The 19,267-nt window shown below is 71.1% G+C and carries 17 protein-coding genes; 9 read left to right on the top strand and 8 right to left on the bottom strand.

Annotation, left to right across the window (positions count from 1 at the left end; all coding sequences use genetic code 11):
• The first annotated feature begins 61 nt into the window (after positions 1-61).
• Positions 62-1,027 (top strand): DedA family protein, encoded by a 966-nt coding sequence (locus ACZ7HQ_RS34015; RefSeq protein ID WP_470998492.1) that lies wholly within the window; start codon positions 62-64, stop codon positions 1,025-1,027.
• 2 nt (positions 1,028-1,029) lie between these two features.
• Here the strand turns inward: ACZ7HQ_RS34015 and ACZ7HQ_RS34010 are convergent, their stop codons facing one another.
• A complete protein-coding gene (locus tag ACZ7HQ_RS34010; RefSeq protein WP_470998489.1) occupies positions 1,030-2,685 on the bottom strand; it encodes a threonine/serine exporter family protein in 1,656 nt (551 codons plus the stop codon).
• A gap of 130 nt (positions 2,686-2,815) precedes the next feature.
• Positions 2,816-3,307 (bottom strand): inorganic diphosphatase, encoded by a 492-nt coding sequence (locus tag ACZ7HQ_RS34005; RefSeq protein WP_046730908.1) that lies wholly within the window; start codon positions 3,305-3,307, stop codon positions 2,816-2,818.
• A 79-nt stretch (positions 3,308-3,386) separates the two neighbouring features.
• On the opposite strand from ACZ7HQ_RS34005, the gene dacB reads away from it, so the two are divergent.
• From dacB to folE, 6 genes are all read left to right on the top strand, one after another.
• On the top strand, positions 3,387-5,024 hold the full coding sequence (gene dacB / locus ACZ7HQ_RS34000; protein ID WP_470998486.1) for a D-alanyl-D-alanine carboxypeptidase/D-alanyl-D-alanine endopeptidase: 1,638 nt from the start codon (positions 3,387-3,389) through the stop codon (positions 5,022-5,024).
• A gap of 94 nt (positions 5,025-5,118) precedes the next feature.
• Positions 5,119-6,252, top strand: a complete 1,134-nt coding sequence (locus tag ACZ7HQ_RS33995) for a zinc-dependent metalloprotease (protein ID WP_470998483.1) — start codon at positions 5,119-5,121, stop codon at positions 6,250-6,252.
• 191 nt (positions 6,253-6,443) lie between these two features.
• Positions 6,444-7,502 carry a tRNA lysidine(34) synthetase TilS gene (gene tilS, locus ACZ7HQ_RS33990; protein WP_470998480.1) on the top strand — a complete coding sequence of 353 codons (1,059 nt, stop codon included), beginning with the start codon at positions 6,444-6,446 and terminating at the stop codon, positions 7,500-7,502.
• Positions 7,503-7,550: 48 nt separating this feature from the next.
• Positions 7,551-8,111 (top strand): hypoxanthine phosphoribosyltransferase, encoded by a 561-nt coding sequence (hpt, locus tag ACZ7HQ_RS33985; RefSeq protein ID WP_470998698.1) that lies wholly within the window; start codon positions 7,551-7,553, stop codon positions 8,109-8,111.
• Between the two features lie 217 nt (positions 8,112-8,328).
• The gene (ftsH, locus tag ACZ7HQ_RS33980; RefSeq protein ID WP_470998477.1) at positions 8,329-10,368 is read left to right on the top strand and encodes an ATP-dependent zinc metalloprotease FtsH; all 2,040 of its coding nucleotides are present in this window, start codon (positions 8,329-8,331) and stop codon (positions 10,366-10,368) included.
• A 133-nt stretch (positions 10,369-10,501) separates the two neighbouring features.
• Positions 10,502-11,107: a GTP cyclohydrolase I FolE gene (folE, locus tag ACZ7HQ_RS33975; RefSeq protein WP_470998474.1), complete on the top strand. Its 606-nt coding sequence runs from the start codon at positions 10,502-10,504 to the stop codon at positions 11,105-11,107.
• A gap of 24 nt (positions 11,108-11,131) precedes the next feature.
• Here folE and ACZ7HQ_RS33970 read toward each other — a convergent pair whose 3' ends face one another.
• From ACZ7HQ_RS33970 to ACZ7HQ_RS33945, 6 genes are all read right to left on the bottom strand, one after another.
• Complete coding sequence (locus ACZ7HQ_RS33970; protein WP_470998471.1) at positions 11,132-11,620, bottom strand: DUF3180 domain-containing protein; 489 nt, start codon at positions 11,618-11,620, stop codon at positions 11,132-11,134.
• A gap of 85 nt (positions 11,621-11,705) precedes the next feature.
• Complete coding sequence (gene folK, locus ACZ7HQ_RS33965) at positions 11,706-12,317, bottom strand: 2-amino-4-hydroxy-6-hydroxymethyldihydropteridine diphosphokinase (RefSeq protein ID WP_470998468.1); 612 nt, start codon at positions 12,315-12,317, stop codon at positions 11,706-11,708.
• Positions 12,314-12,673 (bottom strand): dihydroneopterin aldolase, encoded by a 360-nt coding sequence (gene folB / locus ACZ7HQ_RS33960; RefSeq protein ID WP_470998465.1) that lies wholly within the window; start codon positions 12,671-12,673, stop codon positions 12,314-12,316. Before folB ends, folK begins: the two co-directional genes overlap by 4 nt.
• 248 nt (positions 12,674-12,921) lie before the next feature.
• The gene (locus ACZ7HQ_RS33955) at positions 12,922-13,455 is read right to left on the bottom strand and encodes a nuclear transport factor 2 family protein (RefSeq protein WP_470998462.1); all 534 of its coding nucleotides are present in this window, start codon (positions 13,453-13,455) and stop codon (positions 12,922-12,924) included.
• Positions 13,452-14,366, bottom strand: a complete 915-nt coding sequence (gene folP / locus ACZ7HQ_RS33950) for a dihydropteroate synthase (protein ID WP_470998459.1) — start codon at positions 14,364-14,366, stop codon at positions 13,452-13,454. The genes ACZ7HQ_RS33955 and folP overlap by 4 nt, the downstream gene beginning before the upstream one ends.
• A 144-nt stretch (positions 14,367-14,510) precedes the next feature.
• Positions 14,511-16,325: a phosphatidylglycerol lysyltransferase domain-containing protein gene (locus ACZ7HQ_RS33945; protein ID WP_470998456.1), complete on the bottom strand. Its 1,815-nt coding sequence runs from the start codon at positions 16,323-16,325 to the stop codon at positions 14,511-14,513.
• A 227-nt stretch (positions 16,326-16,552) separates the two neighbouring features.
• Between ACZ7HQ_RS33945 and ACZ7HQ_RS33940 the strand changes: the two genes are divergently transcribed.
• Positions 16,553-17,680: an alpha/beta hydrolase gene (locus ACZ7HQ_RS33940; protein WP_470998454.1), complete on the top strand. Its 1,128-nt coding sequence runs from the start codon at positions 16,553-16,555 to the stop codon at positions 17,678-17,680.
• A gap of 97 nt (positions 17,681-17,777) precedes the next feature.
• Positions 17,778-19,253, top strand: coding sequence for a hypothetical protein (locus ACZ7HQ_RS33935; protein WP_470998451.1), 1,476 nt, complete (start codon positions 17,778-17,780; stop codon positions 19,251-19,253).
• Positions 19,254-19,267: the final 14 nt, after the last annotated feature.

The following is a 19,267-nucleotide window of genomic DNA, read 5'->3' as shown; positions in this document are numbered from 1 at the left end:
GCTTTGTGCGGCCTTCACATGGACGCCGTAGCCGCCTTCACCCCCTCAGGAGCCCGGACCCGTGATGACACTCGCCCTCGGCCCGAGCTGGCTGGACCCCAACCATCTGCTCAACGTGTACGGCATCTGGGGTCTGCTGCTCGTCGTCTTCGCCGAGTCCGGCCTGCTCATCGGGTTCTTCCTGCCCGGTGACTCGCTGCTGTTCACCTGCGGCCTGCTGATCACCTCCCACCAGATGCACTTCCCGCTGTGGGGCGCCATCGGCCTGATCTGCCTCGCCGCGATCCTGGGCGACCAGGCGGGCTACATGTTCGGCAAGAAGGTCGGCCCGTCCCTGTTCAACCGCCCGGACTCGCGCCTGTTCAAGCAGGAGAACGTCACCAAGGCGCACGAGTTCTTCGAGAAGTACGGCCCGAAGTCCCTGGTCCTGGCCCGCTTCGTACCCGTGGTCCGTACCTTCACGCCGATCATCGCCGGCGTCAGCGGCATGAAGTACCGCTCGTTCCTGACCTTCAACGTCATTGGCGGCACCCTGTGGGGCGCGGGCGTCACCCTGCTCGGCTCCTGGCTCGGCGACAGCGGCTTCGTCAAGAACAACATCGAGGCGATCCTGATCCTGATCGTCCTCGTCTCCGTGGTCCCGATCGCGATCGAGTTCCTGCGCGCCCGCGGCAAGGAGAAGAAGGCCCCGCGGCCGGCCGCGGAGGCGTCCCGCCCGGCTGAGCCGGCCATGGACACCGCGACCACCCAGCTGCGCCGCATCGAGCCGGACCAGCCCTACGGCGCCCAGCAGGACCAGTCCTACGGCGCCCAGCAGGACCAGTCCTACGGCAACCAGTACGAGCAGCCGTACCACCAGCCCCAGCAGGACGACTGGAACCAGAGCGGCTACGACAACCAGTACTACGCCCAGCCGCAGTACCCCCAGCAGCAGTACGCCCCGCAGCAGCCCTACGGCGAGCAGCAGCACTACGACCAGAACCAGTACCCGTACGACTACGGCCAGGGCAGCCACCGCGCCCCGTAGCCTCAGAATCCCCTGGTCCTCTTGGCGGCCCGGCGCTTCCCGGCGGAGCCGACCCTGAGGAAGAGCCGGAAGACCTCCGACCCCAGATTGACCCCGATGGCGATGGCCAGGGCCAGCGACGCCGCGTTGGCCAGCGACACCAGCCCCTTGTCCACCTCGTTCTGGGCCATGTTCAGCAGCCCGAAGTACGTGGCGGAGCCGGGCAGCAGCGGCCCGATCGCCGCCGTCGTGTACGGCAGCGCGGAGGCGAAGCGGTAGCGGGACAGCAACTGCCCGAACAGGCCCACCAGACCCGCCGCCACGGCCGTGGACGCCACCGGTGAGATGTCGGCGACGTAGTGCATCGCGCCGTACACGCACCACGCGACACCCCCGTTGAGCGTCACCCACAGCACGGTGGAACGTTCCTGCTGCAGCAGTACCGCGAACGTCAGCGACAGCAGCATGGACGCCGCGATCTGCACCAGCGGCCGTTCGTTGATGACGAGCGCCGCGTCCGGGTTCAGCTTCCCGCCGACCTTCACGCCGAAGTACAGGACGATCAGCACGCCGGTGACGATGCCGACGAAGAAGTACATGACCTCCAGCAGGCGCGCGGAGGCGGTGATGTAGAAGCCCGTCAGGCCGTCCTGCACGCCCGCCACCAGAGCCCGCCCCGGCAGCAGGGCGAACAGTCCACCGGTGACGACGGCGGACGCCTTCACGTCGACGTGCGCCAGCGCGAACGCCACCCCGATCGCCGCGGGCGGCATCGCGGCGACCGTGAACTGGTAGAACTCCGGCAGCCCGCGCCCCGCGCACAGCCAGGCCAGCCGGTCGCCGAGCATCGCGCCGACGGCCGCCGCGAAGAACACGATCAGATCGCCGCCGACCAGCATGGACGCCGCACCGGCGAGCAGACCGCCGGCCATGGTCAGCGCCCAGCCGGGGTAGGGGTGCCGGTTGCGGCGGATCTCCGCCAGCCGCCGGTAGGCCTCCTCCAGGGAGACATGGGTCTCCGGGTCGGTCAGGTCGTCCACCAGCCGGAACACGGCCGCGAGCCGCGTGTAGTCGGTGCCCCGCCGCCGTACCGTCCGTGACGCCGTCACCGGATCCTCCACCAGCGACGGCTGGTGCGAGATCGACAGCAGGGTGAAGGTGACGTTCGGCTCGCAGCGGTCCAGACCGTAGGAGCGGCACACCGCGAACATCGCGGCCTCCACGTCCTCCGCGCCCTCGCCGCCGGCCAGCAGCAGCTCCCCGATACGCAGGGTCAGGTCGAGCACACGAGGAACGGCCGGGCCGCCCTCCTCCTCCCGCTGCACCGGCTCCGGCGCGGGCCGCTCGGCCACCGGCATGCGCAGCATGGTGCGCATCCGGTCCTGCCAGGGCGCGTCCTTGACCAGGCTGACCAGCGGCACCCCGGCGGCCGGCGTGAAAGCCGCGGGGGCGTCCTTGGCGCTGTAGGTGCGCGGCGGGCTGAACGCCGACCCCTCCGGCTCGGCACTCGGCGGCTGCGGGGCCGCCAGCCCCTCGGGCACCGCGAACTCGGACGTGGTCTCCGGCTCATCGACGCCCTCGGGGACCTCGATGCCCGCAGGAACGGCGAACTCGGACGTGATCTCCGGGTCGTAGCGCGCCTCGTCGGACCGGGGCTTTCGGTCCTCCGCCTCCATCACCTCGCACCGCTCCCTGAACGACACCTTCCGTACGGCTCAGTATGCGCACAGGTACCCGAACGGGCCGTACGCGTGCGTGCACGCGAAACGGGCCGCACGCGCGCGCACGGCCCGTCCCGGTGAGCTGGGCTCAGTGGCCGCCCTGCTCCTTGAAGCGCTTGTACGACCGCTCGATCTCCACCTCGGCGTCCGTGCGGCCCACCCAGTTGGCACCCTCGACCGACTTGCCGGGCTCCAGGTCCTTGTACACCTCGAAGAAGTGCTGGATCTCCAGGCGGTCGAACTCCGACACGTGGTGGATGTCGCGCAGGTGCTCCACACGCGGGTCGGTGGCCGGAACGCACAGCAGCTTGTCGTCGCCGCCCGCCTCGTCCGTCATCCGGAACATGCCGATCGCGCGGCACTTGATCAGGCAGCCCGGGAAGGTCGGCTCGTCCAGGATGACCAGCGCGTCCAGCGGGTCGCCGTCCTCGCCGAGGGTGTTCTCGACGAAGCCGTAGTCGGTCGGGTAGGCGGTCGAGGTGAAGAGGCGACGGTCCAGGCGGATCCGACCGGTCTCGTGGTCCACCTCGTACTTGTTGCGCGAACCCTTCGGGATCTCGATCGTGACGTCGAACTCCACCGGTGGCTCCTCCATGATCAGCACATAGTTCTGGTGATTAAGTGTCCCTCACGCAGGTGTGTGATCGCGAAAGGGGCTGGTGGTCGTGCCAGAGCTGAGGCCTTGGCGGGCTGCGAGACCGCAGGTGGAGCGGATCGCGAACGCCGTACGACCGCGTCTGGCGCGGGCGGGGGCGGCCGCGAAGCCGCGGATCGCGCGGTTGACGCGGGCCCTGCGGCCCGGGACCGTGCGCCTGCCCCGTGGGCAGGCGGTTCGGACCTGGCAGTACACCGCGGGCGCCGCCACCGCCGGCCTCGCGCTCGCCGCGGGCGTGGTGACCGCGGCGGGCCCCTGGGACGCCAACGGTCAGCGTACGGCCGAGCGGGACCGGGCCGCCGCTGTGGAGCGGCCGGGTGGCGCAGATCACGGCCGGGCGGGGACGGCGGCGGGGATGCCGCGGCCCGCGCCGAGTGCCCCGCCCGTCCTGACGGGCCTGGACAGCGGGGCGGACGCCGTCGACACGAAGAAGGCCCCGCCGGGCGGAAAGCCCTTCCCGGACGTCCTGGAGCCGCTCCTGGACGCCCCCGCGCTGGGCGGCGGTCACTCGGCCGCCGTCGTCGACGTGGCCACCGGCAGGCGCCTGTACGGCACCGACTCCGGCAAGGCCCTCACCCCCGCCTCCACCACCAAGATCGCCACCGCCGTCGCCGCGCTGTCCGCCCTGGGCCCCGAACACCGCCTCACCACCCGCGCCGCCCTCGAACCCGACACCGGTGAACTCGTCCTGGTCGGCGGCGGCGACCCCACCCTCACCGCGCGCCCGAAGGCCGGGGGCACCTCCCGCTCGGGCGAAGCCGAGAGTGGGGGAGGCTGGGCCGACCTGCGCACCCTGGCGGCGGACACCGCCGAGGCACTGCGCAAGCGCGGCATCCACAAGGTCACGCTCTCCTACGACACGACCCTCTACTCCGGCCCCGCCCTGCACCCCGTCGGCGTCAACGACAACCTCGCGCCGGTCAGCGCCCTGACCGTCGACGAGGGCCGTACGAACAACTCCACCAGCGGCCCGGCGCTCCGCGTCGCCGACCCGGCGAAGGACGCGGCCGGCAAGTTCGCGGGCTTCCTGAAGGACGCCGGCATCACCACCACACCCCCCGGCCCCTCCAAGGCCTCCACGCGCGCGCAGACCCTCGCCACGGTGTCCTCGCCCCCGCTGTCCGCCCTGGTCGAGCGCATGCTCACCAACAGCGACAACGACATCGCCGAGCACCTCGCCCGCCAGACCGCCCTCGCCAGCGGCGAACCCGGCAGCTTCGACGGCGGCGCCAGGGCGGTCTCCGCGCGGCTGACCAAGCTGGGCCTGCCGATGTCCGGCGCCTCCTTCCACGACGGCAGCGGCCTCAACCGCGACGACAGGCTCACCGCCGACCTCCTCACCGCCCTCCTGGTCACGGCCGGCGACCCCGGCCGCCCCGGCCTGCGCCCCGTCCTCACCGGCCTGCCCGTGGCCGGCTTCACCGGGACCCTCACCAACCGCTACACCGACGGCGCCGCCGGCGTCGTCCGCGCCAAGACCGGCACCCTGACCGGCGTCAACACCCTGGCCGGCACGGTCGTGGACACCGACGGCCGCCTCCTGGCGTTCGCCTTCCTCGCTTCCGGCACCACCGACCCCCTGCAGGCCCAGACGGCCCTCGACAGGGCGGCGACGGCACTGGCGGGGTGCGGTTGCGGATAGCGGCACGCACCGTGGTCACGGCGGCCCGACGTCCCAGCCCTGCCAACCCCTCGTACCCTGCCCCAACCCGCACCCCTCACGTACGGTTGTCAACATGACTGGCTTCGGTGGCACCGCATCTCCCGGGATGGTCGACTGGAACCTCGCGGTGGCAACCGCGACACGGCTCGTACGACCCGGCCCGGACGTCAGTCGCGACGAGGCCCGCGCCGTCGTCGCGGAGCTGCGCCGGCACGCCAAGGCCTCGGAGGGACACGTCCGGGGCTTCACTCGTATGGGCACCGAGGACACGCACGACACCCCCGTCCTCGTGGTCGACCGCCCCGGCTGGGTCCGTGCCAACGTCGCCGGCTTCCGCGAGATCCTCAAACCGCTCCTGGAGAAGATGCAGGAACGCCGCTCCGGAAACCCCGGCAGCGCGGTCCTCGGCACCGTCGGCGGCAAGGTCACCGGGGTCGAACTCGGCATGCTGCTGTCGTTCCTGTCCTCCCGCGTCCTCGGTCAGTACGAGACCTTCGCCCCCGCCGGCCGCGACCTGCCCGCCGGCGAGAACGGCGCCGGCCGTCTCCTGCTCGTGGCCCCCAACATCGTCCACGTCGAGCGTGAACTCGACGTCGAACCGCACGACTTCCGCCTGTGGGTGTGCCTGCACGAGGAGACCCACCGCACCCAGTTCACGGCCGTGCCCTGGCTGCGCGACCATCTGGAGGGCGAAATCCAGTCGTTCTTGGCGGAGACCGACGTCGACCCGATGACCTTCCTGGAGCGCATCAGGGACGCCGCCCAGTCCCTCGCCGGGGGCCGCCCCGAGGGCGAGGAGGAGGACGCCGGCCGGTCCTTCGTGGAACTGGTGCAGACCCCCGCCCAGCGCGAGATCCTCGGCCGCCTCACCGCCGTGATGTCCCTGCTCGAGGGCCACGCCGACTACGTCATGGACGGCGTCGGGCCCAGCGTCGTACCGACCGTTGCGGAGATCCGCGAGAAATTCCAGCAGCGCCGCGCCAAGGGTGCCTCCCGCCTCGATCTCGCCCTGCGCAAGCTGCTGGGTCTGGACGCCAAACTGAGGCAGTACCGGGACGGCGAACGGTTCGTACGCGCCGTCGTCGAACAGGCCGGCACCGACGGCTTCAACCGCGTGTGGACCTCGCCCAACACCCTCCCCACGAAGGCGGAGATCGCCAAACCGGCGGACTGGATCGCGCGGGTGCACCGCAAGGCCGAGTCGTGAACGGCATGGACACGTCGTGAATCGAATCCGGCCGACGGCAGGCGAACGCCCCTCCAATCACCCGTCCGAGGGACCGTGAGCCATGCGTAGGCGTGCAATGCTCGGGGAACGGCCCGCTTCTGTCACCATCTACACACTCTGAGTGACCGTCTCGGGCTCACCCCCCGAAAACTTCATGAAGGGAACCGGACATGGGTCCCCATCCTGCGGTCGCGGCGATACGCCTGGCGGTCCGCCGCGTCCTCCACGACATCCTCAACGACCACCCCAGCTTCGCCGGCGTCGGCGCCCGGCAGGCCTACGGCGGCCCCCCGGACCGGACAGCCGAGCGGTTCCCCTCCCCGCTCGTGCTCGTCGCGTGCTCCGGCGGCGCCGACTCCATGGCCCTCGCCTCGGCCCTCGCCTTCGAGGCGCCCAAGCTCGGCATCCGCGCCGGCGGCGTCACCGTCGACCACGGCCTCCAGCCCGGCTCCGACCTCCGCGCCGACGAGGTCGTCCTGCGCCTGCGCGAGCTCGGTCTCGCCCCGGTCGAGTCCGTCGCCGTGCGCGTCGGCCGCGAGGGCGGACCCGAAGCCGCCGCCCGCGACGCCCGCTACGCCGCCCTCGACGCGGTCGCCGAACGGCACGGCGCCGCCGCGGTCCTGCTCGGCCACACCCGCGACGACCAGGCCGAAACCGTCCTGCTCGGCCTCGCCCGCGGCTCCGGCATCCGCTCCCTGTCCGGCATGGCGGCGGTCTCGGGGGCCGCCGGCCGCTACCGGCGCCCCTTCCTGGAACTCGACCGGCAGACCGCCCGCAAGGCGTGCATGGCCCAGTCCCTGCCCGTCTGGGACGATCCTCACAACGCCGACCCCGCCTACACCCGCTCCCGGCTGAGGCACGAAGGCCTGCCCGCCCTGGAGAAGGCCCTCGGCAAAGGCGTCGTGGAGGCGCTCGCCCGCACCGCCCAGCTCTCCCGCGACGACGCCGACGCCCTCGACACCTGGGCCAGTCAGGCCGAGGCCTCCGTACGGGACGCCGCGGGGCTGCTGGAGTGCGCCAAGCTCTACGCCCTCCCGCCCGCCGTGCGCCGCCGCATCCTGCGCCGCGCCGCCATCGAGGCCGGCGCCCCGGCCGGTTCGCTGTTCGCCCGTCACATCGAGGAAGTCGACCGCCTGATCACCGGCTGGCGCGGCCAGGGAGCCATCAATCTCCCGGGCAAAGTCGTCGCCCGGCGGCAGGGTGGCAGACTGGTGATTCGGCAAGGCTGAATCCTTGCCCCCACGAGGGGCGAGCAGCCGGTGGGACGACCGAAAGTGATGCGGGTGGACGCGAAAGACATGGGTGCGGAGCTCCAGCAGGTGCTCATCACCAAGGAAGAGATCGACGCGAAGCTGGCCGAGCTGGCCGCGAAGATCGACGCGGAGTACGCGGGCAAGGACCTGCTCATCGTCGGCGTCCTCAAGGGCGCGGTGATGGTCATGGCCGACCTCGCCCGGGCGCTGTCCACCCCCGTCACCATGGACTGGATGGCGGTGTCCTCCTACGGGGCGGGCACCCAGTCCTCCGGTGTCGTGCGGATCCTCAAGGACCTCGACACCGACATCAAGGGGAAGCACGTCCTGATCGTCGAGGACATCATCGACTCCGGACTGACCCTGTCCTGGCTGATCAACAACCTCGGCTCCCGCGAGCCCGCCTCCCTGAAGGTGTGCACGCTGCTGCGGAAGCCGGAGGCCGCGAAGGTCGCCATCGACGTCGAGTGGGTCGGCTTCGACATCCCGAACGAGTTCGTCGTCGGCTACGGCCTCGACTACGCCGAGAAGTACCGCAACCTGCCGTTCGTCGGTACGCTCGCGCCTCACGTCTACGGCGGCTGAGCCGTACCGGCCCAGGTGTGAGCCAGTCGGCTCAAGCCTTGTAGGACGATCGGGAACCCCAGCGGGTTCCGCGCCGTTGAAGCATGCAGAGACGGGTTTCCCAGCCGTCGAAGCCGACTTCGTGCGGCTTCGGACCACCACGCTGGGGTACCGTCAGAAGAACTGTCTTATCAAACTCACTATGGCAGGAGGGACGGGGCGGCACCGCTCCGTATGGATGGACGTGAAGCGATACTTCCGTGGGCCGGTCATGTGGATCGTGCTGGCCGTCCTTGCCGTGGTCGTGTTGATGCAGGTCGTCGGCTCGTCCGGCGGCTACAAGACGGTGGACACCGGCCAGGTCGTTGCGGCGATCAATGAGAACAGGGTCCAGTCGGCCAAACTGACCACAGGCGACGAGCAGACCATCAAGGTCACCCTCAAGGACGGCCAGAAGGTCGACGGCAGCTCGAAGATCCAGGCGAGCTACATCGGCGACCAGGGCTCGCAGCTCGCCGGCAACCTGCAGACCAAGTACCAGGACAAGCAGATCCCGGACGGCTACACGGTGTCGCCGTCCAAGCAGAACCCGTTCGTCGGGGTCCTGCTCTCCCTGCTGCCCTTCGTCCTGATCGTCGTCGTCTTCCTGTTCCTGATGAACCAGATGCAGGGCGGCGGCTCCCGAGTGATGAACTTCGGCAAGTCCAAGGCCAAGCTCATCACCAAGGACACCCCGAAGACGACCTTCTCCGACGTCGCCGGCTGCGACGAGGCCGTCGAGGAACTCCACGAGATCAAGGAGTTCCTGCAGGAGCCGGCCAAGTTCCAGGCCGTCGGCGCCAAGATCCCCAAGGGCGTGCTGCTCTACGGCCGTCCGGGTACCGGCAAGACGCTGCTCGCGCGTGCCGTGGCCGGCGAGGCGGGCGTCCCCTTCTACTCGATCTCCGGTTCCGACTTCGTCGAGATGTTCGTCGGTGTCGGTGCCTCCCGGGTCCGCGACCTGTTCGAGCAGGCCAAGGCGAACGCCCCGGCGATCGTCTTCGTCGACGAGATCGACGCGGTCGGCCGCCACCGCGGCGCCGGCCTCGGCGGTGGTCACGACGAGCGCGAGCAGACCCTGAACCAGCTGCTCGTCGAGATGGACGGCTTCGACGTCAAGGGCGGCGTGATCCTCATCGCCGCCACGAACCGCCCCGACATCCTCGACCCGGCACTGCTGCGTCCCGGCCGCTTCGACCGCCAGATCGCGGTCGACCCGCCGGACCTGCAGGGCCGTCTGGAGATCCTCAAGGTCCACCAGAAGGGCAAGCCGGTCGCCCCCGACGTCGACCTGGCCGCCGTCGCCCGCCGCACCCCCGGCATGACGGGTGCCGACCTGGCGAACGTCCTGAACGAGGCGGCCCTGCTGACCGCCCGCGGCGACCAGAAGCTGATCGACAACAGGGCGCTGGACGAGGCGATCGACCGTGTGGTCGCGGGCCCGCAGAAGCGGACCCGGATCATGTCGGACAAGGAGAAGAAGATCACCGCGTACCACGAGGGCGGACACGCCCTGGTCGCGGCGGCCTCCCCGAACTCCGACCCGGTCCACAAGATCACGATCCTGTCCCGCGGCCGTGCCCTCGGATACACGATGGTCCTGCCGGACGAGGACAAGTACTCGACCACACGCAACGAGATGCTCGACCAGCTCGCCTACATGCTGGGTGGTCGCGCCGCCGAGGAACTGGTCTTCCACGACCCGACCACCGGCGCCGCGAACGACATCGAGAAGGCCACCAACCTGGCCCGCGCGATGGTCACCCAGTACGGCATGACCGAGCGGCTCGGCGCCATCAAGTTCGGCGGCGACAACAGCGAGCCGTTCCTCGGACGTGAGATGGCTCACCAGCGCGACTACTCGGAAGAGGTCGCCGCGCTGGTCGACGAAGAGGTCAAGAAGCTCATCGAGACCGCGCACAACGAGGCCTGGGAGATCCTGGTCGAGAACCGTGACGTGCTCGACCAACTCGTCCTCCATCTGCTGGAGAAGGAGACCCTGGGCAAGGAGGAGATCGCCGAGATCTTCGCCCCGATCCACAAGCGCCCGCCGCGGCCCGCGTGGACCGGCTCCTCCCGTCGCACCCCGTCCACCCGCCCGCCGGTGCTCTCCCCCAAGGAGCTGGCCCTGACGAACGGCGCGAACGGGGCGACGGCCGCCATCAGCACGGTCAAGTCCACCGCCACGGAGTCCGCTCCGGCCACGGACCAGACCCCGGAGGACCGCCCGGAGAACTGACTGTTTCGGCCAACCGGCCTGGAATGAACGCCGCGCCCGCCAGGTTTTAGCCTGGAGGGCGCGGCGTTGGTATGTCCGCAGACAGACGCGTGGCCGCCGCCACGTGCGAAGAGGCACAGGAACGAGGAACCAGATGACCGACCCCGTGACGCTGGACGGTCAGTCCACCATCGGCGAGTTCGACGAGAAGCGCGCCGAGAACGCCGTGCGGGAGCTGCTGATCGCGGTCGGCGAGGACCCGGACCGGGAGGGCCTGAGGGAGACGCCGGCGCGGGTGGCGCGGGCCTACAGGGAGATCTTCGCGGGCCTGTGGCAGAAGCCCGAGCAGGTGCTGACGACGACGTTCGACCTGGGGCACGACGAGATGGTGCTCGTGAAGGACATCGAGGTGTACAGCACCTGTGAGCACCACCTGGTCCCGTTCAGGGGCGTCGCCCACGTCGGCTACATCCCGTCCGTCACCGGCAAGATCACCGGTCTGTCCAAGCTGGCCCGCCTGGTGGACGTCTACGCCCGCCGCCCGCAGGTGCAGGAACGACTCACCACGCAGATCGCGGACTCGCTGATGGAGATCCTCGAGCCGCGGGGCGTCATCGTGGTCGTCGAGTGCGAGCACATGTGCATGTCCATGCGGGGCATCCGCAAGCCGGGCGCGAAGACCATAACGTCGGCTGTGCGCGGTCAGCTGCGGGACGCCGCGACGCGGAACGAGGCCATGAGCCTGATCATGGCGCACTGAACCGGTGCCTCAGGAAACCGGCGGTCATGCCGCCGGTTCCGCCCCCGGGTGGTTCTGGTCCTCGTCCTCGGGGAGTTTGCACACCCGCTCCAGGAACAGGGCCGCCGCTATCACGCCGATGCCCGCCAGGACGGAGAAGCCGGCGTAGAGGGCCTGGTCGCGGCGGGCGGGGATGTCCAGCAGCTCCAGGAGGAAGACACCCGTGCCGCCGTACATGCCGGCGACGAGGGCGGCGACCAGGGCGCTGGCCTGGCCGAAGACGACCGCGCGGGCGGCCATCAGGGGGTCGACGCCCTTGGCGCCGGGACGGCGCTCGCGCTGAGCCCTCAGGCGCGCGCGCAGTGAGAGTGCCGTGGAGAGCAGGACCACCGCGATCAGGGCGAGGACGATGGGGGCGGCCAGGGGGACGCTGGGAAGGGTCCCGATCGAGTTCCAGAGGCGGGCGCCCGCCCAGGACAGGACACCGGCCACGACGAACACGCCCGCCAGCACCCTGATGCGCAGCTCTCTCACGGTGTCCCTTCAGCTCCCCCGGACCGGTCCGGACGGCGGTCGTCGCGACCTGGTCATCTTGACCTTGTCGTCTTGACCTTAACGACTACTCGGGCAGTCGGAGTTCCAGGTCCTCGCGAGGCTCGACGCCCGCACGGGTGAGTACCGACAGCAGATCGGCCACCGGGCCGCGGCCGGGCAGCTGGGCCTGCGGGTCCACGTCGTGCCAGGGGGCGAGCACGAAGGCACGCTCGTGGGCGCGCGGGTGCGGCAGGGTGAGATGCGGGTCGTCGGAGGTGACGTCGGCGTAGGCGACGATGTCGACGTCCAGGGTGCGCGGGCCCCAGTGCTCGTCGCGGACGCGTTTGTACGCCTCCTCGATGGCGTGCGCGCGCTCCAGGAGGGAGGACGGGGGCAGGGTGGTCTTGAGGGCCACGACCGCGTTGAAGTACGACGGCTGGCTGCCGGGCTCGACACCCCACGGCTCGGTCTCGTACACCGGGGAGACGGCCTTCACGCGGACCCCGGGGGTGTCCTCGAGCGCGTCGACGGCACCCTGGAGCGTCTCCAGGCGGTTGCCGAGGTTGGAGCCGATGGAGATGACGGCCCACTTCGGGTTCTGCAGGGTGGTGTCGGCGGCGTCGACCTTCTCGACGACGGAGGCGGGCACCGGCTGGACGGTCGGGTCGCTGTGACCCTGGAGGAAAGGTCGGGTCATACTCGGCTCCGGGTGATGGTGACGGTCACGTCGTCGAAGGGGACGGTGATCGGGGCGTCCGGCTTGTGGACGCACACCTCGACCTCCTGGACCCCTTCGTGCTTCAGGCAGGTCTGGGCGATCCGCTCGGCGAGGGTCTCGATGAGGTTCACCGGCTCGCCCTCGACCGCGGCCACGACCTCCTCGGCCACGACGCCGTAGTGCACGGTCTTCGCCAGGTCGTCGTCGGCCGCGGCCGGCCGGGTGTCCAGCCCCAGGACGAGGTCGACGATGAAGGTCTGGCCCTCCTCGCGCTCCTTGGGGAACACGCCGTGGTGCCCGCGGGCCTTGAGGCCGCGCAGCGCGACACGATCCACGCGAATCACTCCTGCAATCGTCGGGAAGGACCGGTCCGTACCACGTGCGGGCGGCACACCGGCCTCAGACGAATCTACCTGCGGGCACCGACAAAGCCGGGCTGCAGGACGCGGGCCCGGGCCGGGATCACGAGGGTTCATCTCAAGTTTCCCCGGGGAAACCCGGCCCTGTCATGGGCTGGTAGCGGCTCCTACCCCGGGGTAGGTGATTCCAACCACTTCTTGCTCCTGTGGAGGCGTCCGCCCGCTCAGGCGAGCGGTCCGTCGTCCGGGGTCACGCCGTTGACGCCCGTCTCGCCGTCCTCGTCCTCGCTCTCGGCCAGGACGGGGGAGGCGTGGTGCGACCAGAGCTTCCAGCCGGAGGGCGTGCGCCGGAACACGTTCGTGGCGACGACGAGCTGGCCGACGAGCGGTCCCAGCTCCGCGCCCTCCTCGGGTGCGGGGCCGCCGCTGAGGATGTTCTCGGTGCAGGTCACGAGGGCGGTGTCGCCGGTGACGGAGACGTGCACGTCGGTGAGGAAGAACTGGATGTAGTCGGTGTTGGCCATGATCAGGGCGTACGACCTGAGGACCTCTCCGCGGCCGGTGAGCACCGGCCATCCGGGGTGCACGCAGGAGATCACGCCGCTGTCCGCCGGGTCGTGGTACTCCTCGTCCACGCCCAGGTCGGCGGGGGTGAGCCAGAGGGAGGACAGCTCCTCGAAGTCACCGCGTTCCATCGCCTCGTAGAAGGCGGTGTTGGCGGCTTCCACCTGCTCGACGTCGGTATGGGGGGCGCTCACCGGTTCCCGTCCGCCCCGCGCTCACCCTCGGCGCCCGGTGCCGTCCCCGCCGCACGGGCCTCCTCCACGGCGCGTGCGACCCGTACCGCGTCCGCGGTGGCGCGTACCTCGTGCACGCGCACCGCCCAAGCGCCGGAGTGCGCCGCGAGTGCGGAGACGGCGGCCGTGGCGGCGTCGCGCTCCCGGGCCGGTGGGGGCGCACCCTGCGGGCCGGCGAGGACACGGCCGAGGAACCGCTTGCGGGAGGCGGCCACGAGCAGGGGGTGGCCGAGGGCGCGCAGACGGTCGAGGTGGGCGAGCAGGGTGAGGTCGTGCTCGGCCTCCTTGGAGAAGCCGAGGCCGGGGTCGACGACGATGCGGTCGGGGGTGATGCCGCCGGCGAGAACGGCCTCCACGCGCGCGTGCAGCTCGTCCACGACTTCGGCGACGACGTCTTCATAGACGCCCTTGACGCTGCCGCCCTGCAGGAAGCCACGCCAGTGCATGACGACGAACGGGGCGCCCGCGTCGGCGACGACCGGGATCATCGCGGGATCGGCGAGGCCGCCGCTGACGTCGTTGACGAGCGCGGCGCCGGCCGCGAGGGACTGTTCGGCGACGGAGGCGCGCATGGTGTCGACGGAGACGACGACGCCCTCGGAGGCGAGGCCGCGGACGACCGGGATGACACGCCTGAGTTCCTCGGCCTCGTCCACGCGCGTGGCGCCCGGGCGGGTGGACTCGCCGCCGACGTCGACCAGGTCCGCTCCTTCGGAGACGAGGTCCAGGCCGTGCTTGACGGCGACGGTCGTGTCGAACCAGCGGCCGCCGTCGGAGAAGGAATCGGGGGTCACGTTGACGACACCCATGACCGCGCACCGGTCCCATGCCGGAAGGCCTGTCACCCGGCCGCGCCCGCTGAGGTTGTTCATACGTTCAGCGTAGGCCCAGCGGGGCGGCGCACACGCGCGGCGGTCCGGGCGGGAGCCCCTGTGCTGGAGGGGGCGGGGCGCCCGCCCGGACCCGTTCTGGCCGCGCCGTACGGTCATGCGGTGCTCAGCGCGTCCTACGGCGCATCACGCCGCGCGGACGTCGCGTTCCGCCACGGCGTGCGCGCAGGGGCGCTCGGCGGCGGTCCTGCGCCGGCGCAGGAAGCGCGGGAGCGGCAGGGCGAGGTTGACGAAGCCCTCCGCCTGCATGGTGGCGAAGCCGATGCGGGGCAGGTCGGCCGTGGCGCGGTAGACGATGAACCGGGGTTCCCAGCGCGGCTGGAACTTGGCGTTGAACTTGTACAGCGACTCGATCTGGAACCAGCGCGAGAGGAACACCAGCAGCCCGCGCCAGGCGCGCAGCACCGGACCGGCGCCGATCTTCTCGCCGCGCGCGAGGGCGGAGCGGAACATCGCGAAGTTCAGCGAGACGCGGGCGATGCCGAGCTTCGGCGCCGACTGGAGGGCGGCGACGATCAGCAGTTCGTTCATGCCGGGGTCCGCGCTGCGGTCGCGGCGCATCAGGTCCAGCGAGACGCCGTCCGTGCCCCAGGGCACGAAGTGCAGGATCGCCTTCAGGTCGCCGTACTCGCCGGGCTCGTCGTCGGCCTTGTGGGCGGTGGCGATCAGGCAGTCGCCGTCGGTGGCGTCGCCGATGCGGCCGAGCGCCATGGAGAAACCGCGCTCGGTGTCGGTGCCCCGCCAGTCCTCCGCCGCCCGGCGGATGCGCTCCAGCTCGGTGTCGCCGAGGTCACGGATGCGCCGTACTCGGGTTTCGTAGCCGGCTCGCTCGATGCGCTTGACCATTTGTCGGACGTTGCGCATCGCGCGTCCGGCGAGTGAGAAATCCGCGACGTCCACCACCGCCTCGTCGCCCAGTTCCAGGGCGTCCAGGCCGGTCTCGCGGGTCCACACCTCGCCGCCCGTCTCCGAGCAGCCCACGACGGCGGGGGTCCAGGAGTGCGCCTTGGCCTCGTCCATGAAGCGCTCGATGGCGCCGGGCCACGCCTCGACGTCGCCGATGGGGTCGCCGCTGGCGAGCATCACGCCGGAGATGACGCGGTAGGTGACCGCGGCCTTGCCGCTGGGGGAGAAGACGACCGCCTTGTCGCGGCGCAGCGCGAAGTGGCCGAGGGAGTCGCGGCCGCCGTGCTTCTCCAGCAGGGCCCGCAGACGGGACTCGTCCTCCTGGGTGAGGCGCGCGGCCGGGTGCTCGGGGCGGAATGCCAGGTAGATGGTGGTGGCGGCGGTGATCCAGCCGAGGGCGCCGAGGGAGAAGGCGACGGTCCAGGACGTGTTGCCCTGGTAGTCGACCGGGCCCTCGAAGCCGAACAGGCCGTAGATGACGTGCGTCAGCCGGTCGGCCAGGCTCGGGTCGCCGACCGTCCGGTGCGGGTGGACGCTGACGATGACGAGTCCGAGGACGAGCGAACCGGCGCTCATGAGCACGAAGTTGGCGAGCGCGCGCCACCTGCTGCGTGGGTCGGGCAGCGCCGCGAACTGCTCGCGGTGGAGCAGCAGCGGCACGAGCAGCGCGACCGCGATGAGCACGCCGACGACCGAGTGCCGGTACGCGAACTGTGCCACCGCCCCGGCCGGCAGCAGCGCGACCGCGGCGCGCCACGCCCGGCGTTTGCGCCGCTTGAGCCCGTGCGCGAGCAGCAGCAGAAGCACGCCGGCGCTCAGCGAGAGCGCGGCGGCGAAGGGGCCGAACGAGCCCGGCAGCACCTCGGCGATGGCGTGCATACGGCTGTGCCGGAAGCGCGGGAAGACGCCCGCGGCAATGTCCAGGACGCCCACGATGGCGGCCGCCCTGCCGACCAGGGCGGGGGCGGCCTCGGGGCGCGGGCCGCGCAGTATGCGCCTCACCCGGCTTGATCGGCTCGGAACCCCGCCCGACATTTCCCCATCTATCCTGACAGACATCGCATCCCGTAGTTCTGCGAGAGACCTTGGACCCGGGCCCGATCGGGCATCCGGCGACATTGCGCCCTCTAGGACGGTGTCTTGGGGAAAGAGGTTCACTCCCCACCGGAAAGTCGGGTCAAAGGCCAAGGAAAGCCCCGGGCAAGCCCTCGCAACGAAGCGTGGGCAGATGCCGGGCGGAAAGCGCAGGCAGGAAACAGCCCATGGGTCTCACGAGCAACAAAGTGCTGGTTCTGGCCGTCCTTCTCGCCGCCGTACTGTTCGTCGGCACCGTGTGGCTGTGGCCGCGGCTGGCGCGGCAGAGCTGGCGGGCCGTCAGCGGAAGGGTGGGACTGCTGCTCGGCACGCAGCTGGCGCTCTTCGCCTCGGTCGGCCTCGCCGCCAACCAGGCCTTCGGATTCTACGCCAGCTGGGCCGACCTGTTCGGCCAGGAGACCGATCAGGGCGTCGTCGTCGACCACGCGGCGGGCGGCGGCAGCGGTGGCCCGGTCCAGGTGCTCACCGCGTCCGACGTGCAGGGCGTGAGCGGCCACGGTCCGCAGGCGACCGGGCAGATCCAGAAGGTCGACATCGTCGGCCGCAGGAGCCACATCGCCACGCCGGCCTACGTGTACCTGCCGCCGGAGTACTTCCAGCCGCAGTACCGCACCCGTACGTTCCCGGCGGCGGTCGTGCTGACCGGCTACCCGGGGACGGCGCAGGCGCTGGTGGACAAGCTGCACTATCCGCGCACGGCCCAGCAGCTGGCCAAGGACGGGAAGATGCAGCCGATGATCCTGGTGATGATGCGGCCGACCGTGGCGCCGCCGCGGGACACCGAGTGTGTGGACATTCCTGGCGGGCCGCAGACAGAAACGTTTTTCGCGCAGGATCTCCCGGAGGCCGTCCTCGCGCACTACCGGGTCGGCAAGCGGCCCGGCAGCTGGGGCGTCGTCGGCGACTCCACGGGCGGCTACTGCGCGCTCAAGCTCGCCATGCACCACCCCGGCGTGTACGCGGCCGCCGCGGGCCTGTCGCCCTACTACAAGGCGCCGATCGACCCCACCACCGGCGACCTCTTCCACGGTGACAAGAACCAGCAGAACCGCGCCGACCTGCGCTGGCTGCTCGAGCACGAGCAGGCGCCGGACACCTCGCTGCTCGTCACCAGCAGCAAGGTCGGCGAGCACAACTACAAGGACACGCTGAAGTTCATCACGCGCGTGCAGGCCACGAACCTGACCCGGATCTCGTCGATCATCCTCGACAGCGGCGGCCACAACTTCAACACCTGGCGGCGCGAGATCCCGGCGACGCTGCAGTGGATGAGCGGGCGGCTCGCCGACCGATGAGCCGCCGTGGGCCTGACGCCTTGTGAAGCCGGTGATGTGGCCGGGTTTTTACGGGGCGGGGGTCCGCGATTCGCCTACGCGCGGTAAGTTTCTGGCCATGCCACGTGGACGCCACCGCCATTCACCACCTCTGCACCGGCTGTTGCCCTCCTCGGCGATCGCCGGTGTCTCCGTCGTCTGCGCGCTGGGTCCCTGGGTGTTCTCCGAGGCCATGGTGTTGCGCGCACTGGCCGCGGCCGCCGCCGCGACGGCGGTCGTCGGCGCGGTCGTGATGCGCCGCTGGGACGCGCAGGCGGGCAAGCGGGTCGCCGAGCTCACCCGCGCGCGTGCCGGTGACGAGTGGCGGTACGAGGAACGGGTCGCCGAACTGGAGACCGACCTGGAGGAGTCGCGCGAGCTGCGCGCCAAGCTGGAGCAGCGGCTGCGCGCCAAGCGCGCGGAGCTGGCCGGCCTGCGCAACGAGCACGCCGCCCTGCTGCGCCGGTACGCCACGGCGGAGACCGAGCGCGCGAGCGCCCTGGAGGGACGCCGGCTCCTGGAGATCGAGGCCGCCGTGCCGTCGTCCGCGCCCGCCCTGCCGCCCGCGCGCCGAGCGGAGCCGGACGCGGTGGAGGAGGCGGACGAGGCCGGCGAGATCGCCGAGACCGACGAGGCCGCTGCGATCACCGGTGGCGCCGGCGAGGACCTGGCCGACGAGCCGCCGGTCTTCCAGGTGTTCTCGCCCGAGGGCGCCCGGCTGTACCGCCAGGCCCTGACGGCGCTCGCCCGGTTCGACGGCGGGGCCCCGGCCGACTCCGTGACGGAAGCGGGGGAAGCGGAAGCCGTTGAAGCGGAAGCCGTTGAAGCGGAAGCCGTTGAAGCGGAAGCCGTTGAAGCGGAAGCCGGGGAAGCGGAAGCCGGGGAAGCGGAAGCTGTCGAAGCGCCGGCGGCCGAGGTTGCTGAGACCGAGGATGCCGGGGGCACGGCTGCGGAGCCGGAGGCTCCCGAGTCCGGTGAGGCACACGCCGTTGCGGATCCGTTCCCGGCGGGCAGCGCCGGTGCCCGCAGGCCCGACGCGGGCGGGGTCGAAGACGCGGTGGAAGGCGCCGTGACGGACGGCGCCGACGCCTCTCGGAGCAAGGCCGGCGCACCGGCCGGCCACGAGGACGAGGTCCAGGAGGACGAGGCGCTGGGGCAGCCCGTGGCGGCCGGCGGGCACGCGCGCGCGGCCGCCCCCACGGCACCGGCAGAACCCGCGGGGGCCTCGGCGCAGCCGCCCGCCGGGCACTTCACGGTGCCGACCGCGGTGGCCGTCGTACCGGCCGCGCCCGCGCGTCGACCGGCGGTCGAGGGCGGTTTCGACTTCTTCGGCACCCAGAAGGGCGCCCCCAAGGCGGCGCTGGACGCCGTGCAGAACGAGGATCTCGCCGACGTCGTCGGCGAGGAGGTCCTCGCCGTGCACAAGGCCGAGGCCGAGGCCGGGTTCAAGCAGGCCGACGCACACGCCCACGGCGTCGGCCAGGTGATCGACCTGACCGCGCACGACGAGACCGAGCAGATCGACGTGCAGGGGCTGCGCACCGCGGCTTCCTGAGGCCTGACCGGCCA

Source organism: Streptomyces sp. NPDC037290 (genome assembly GCF_055603245.1).
This window is presented reverse-complemented; position numbering and strand designations above follow the sequence as displayed.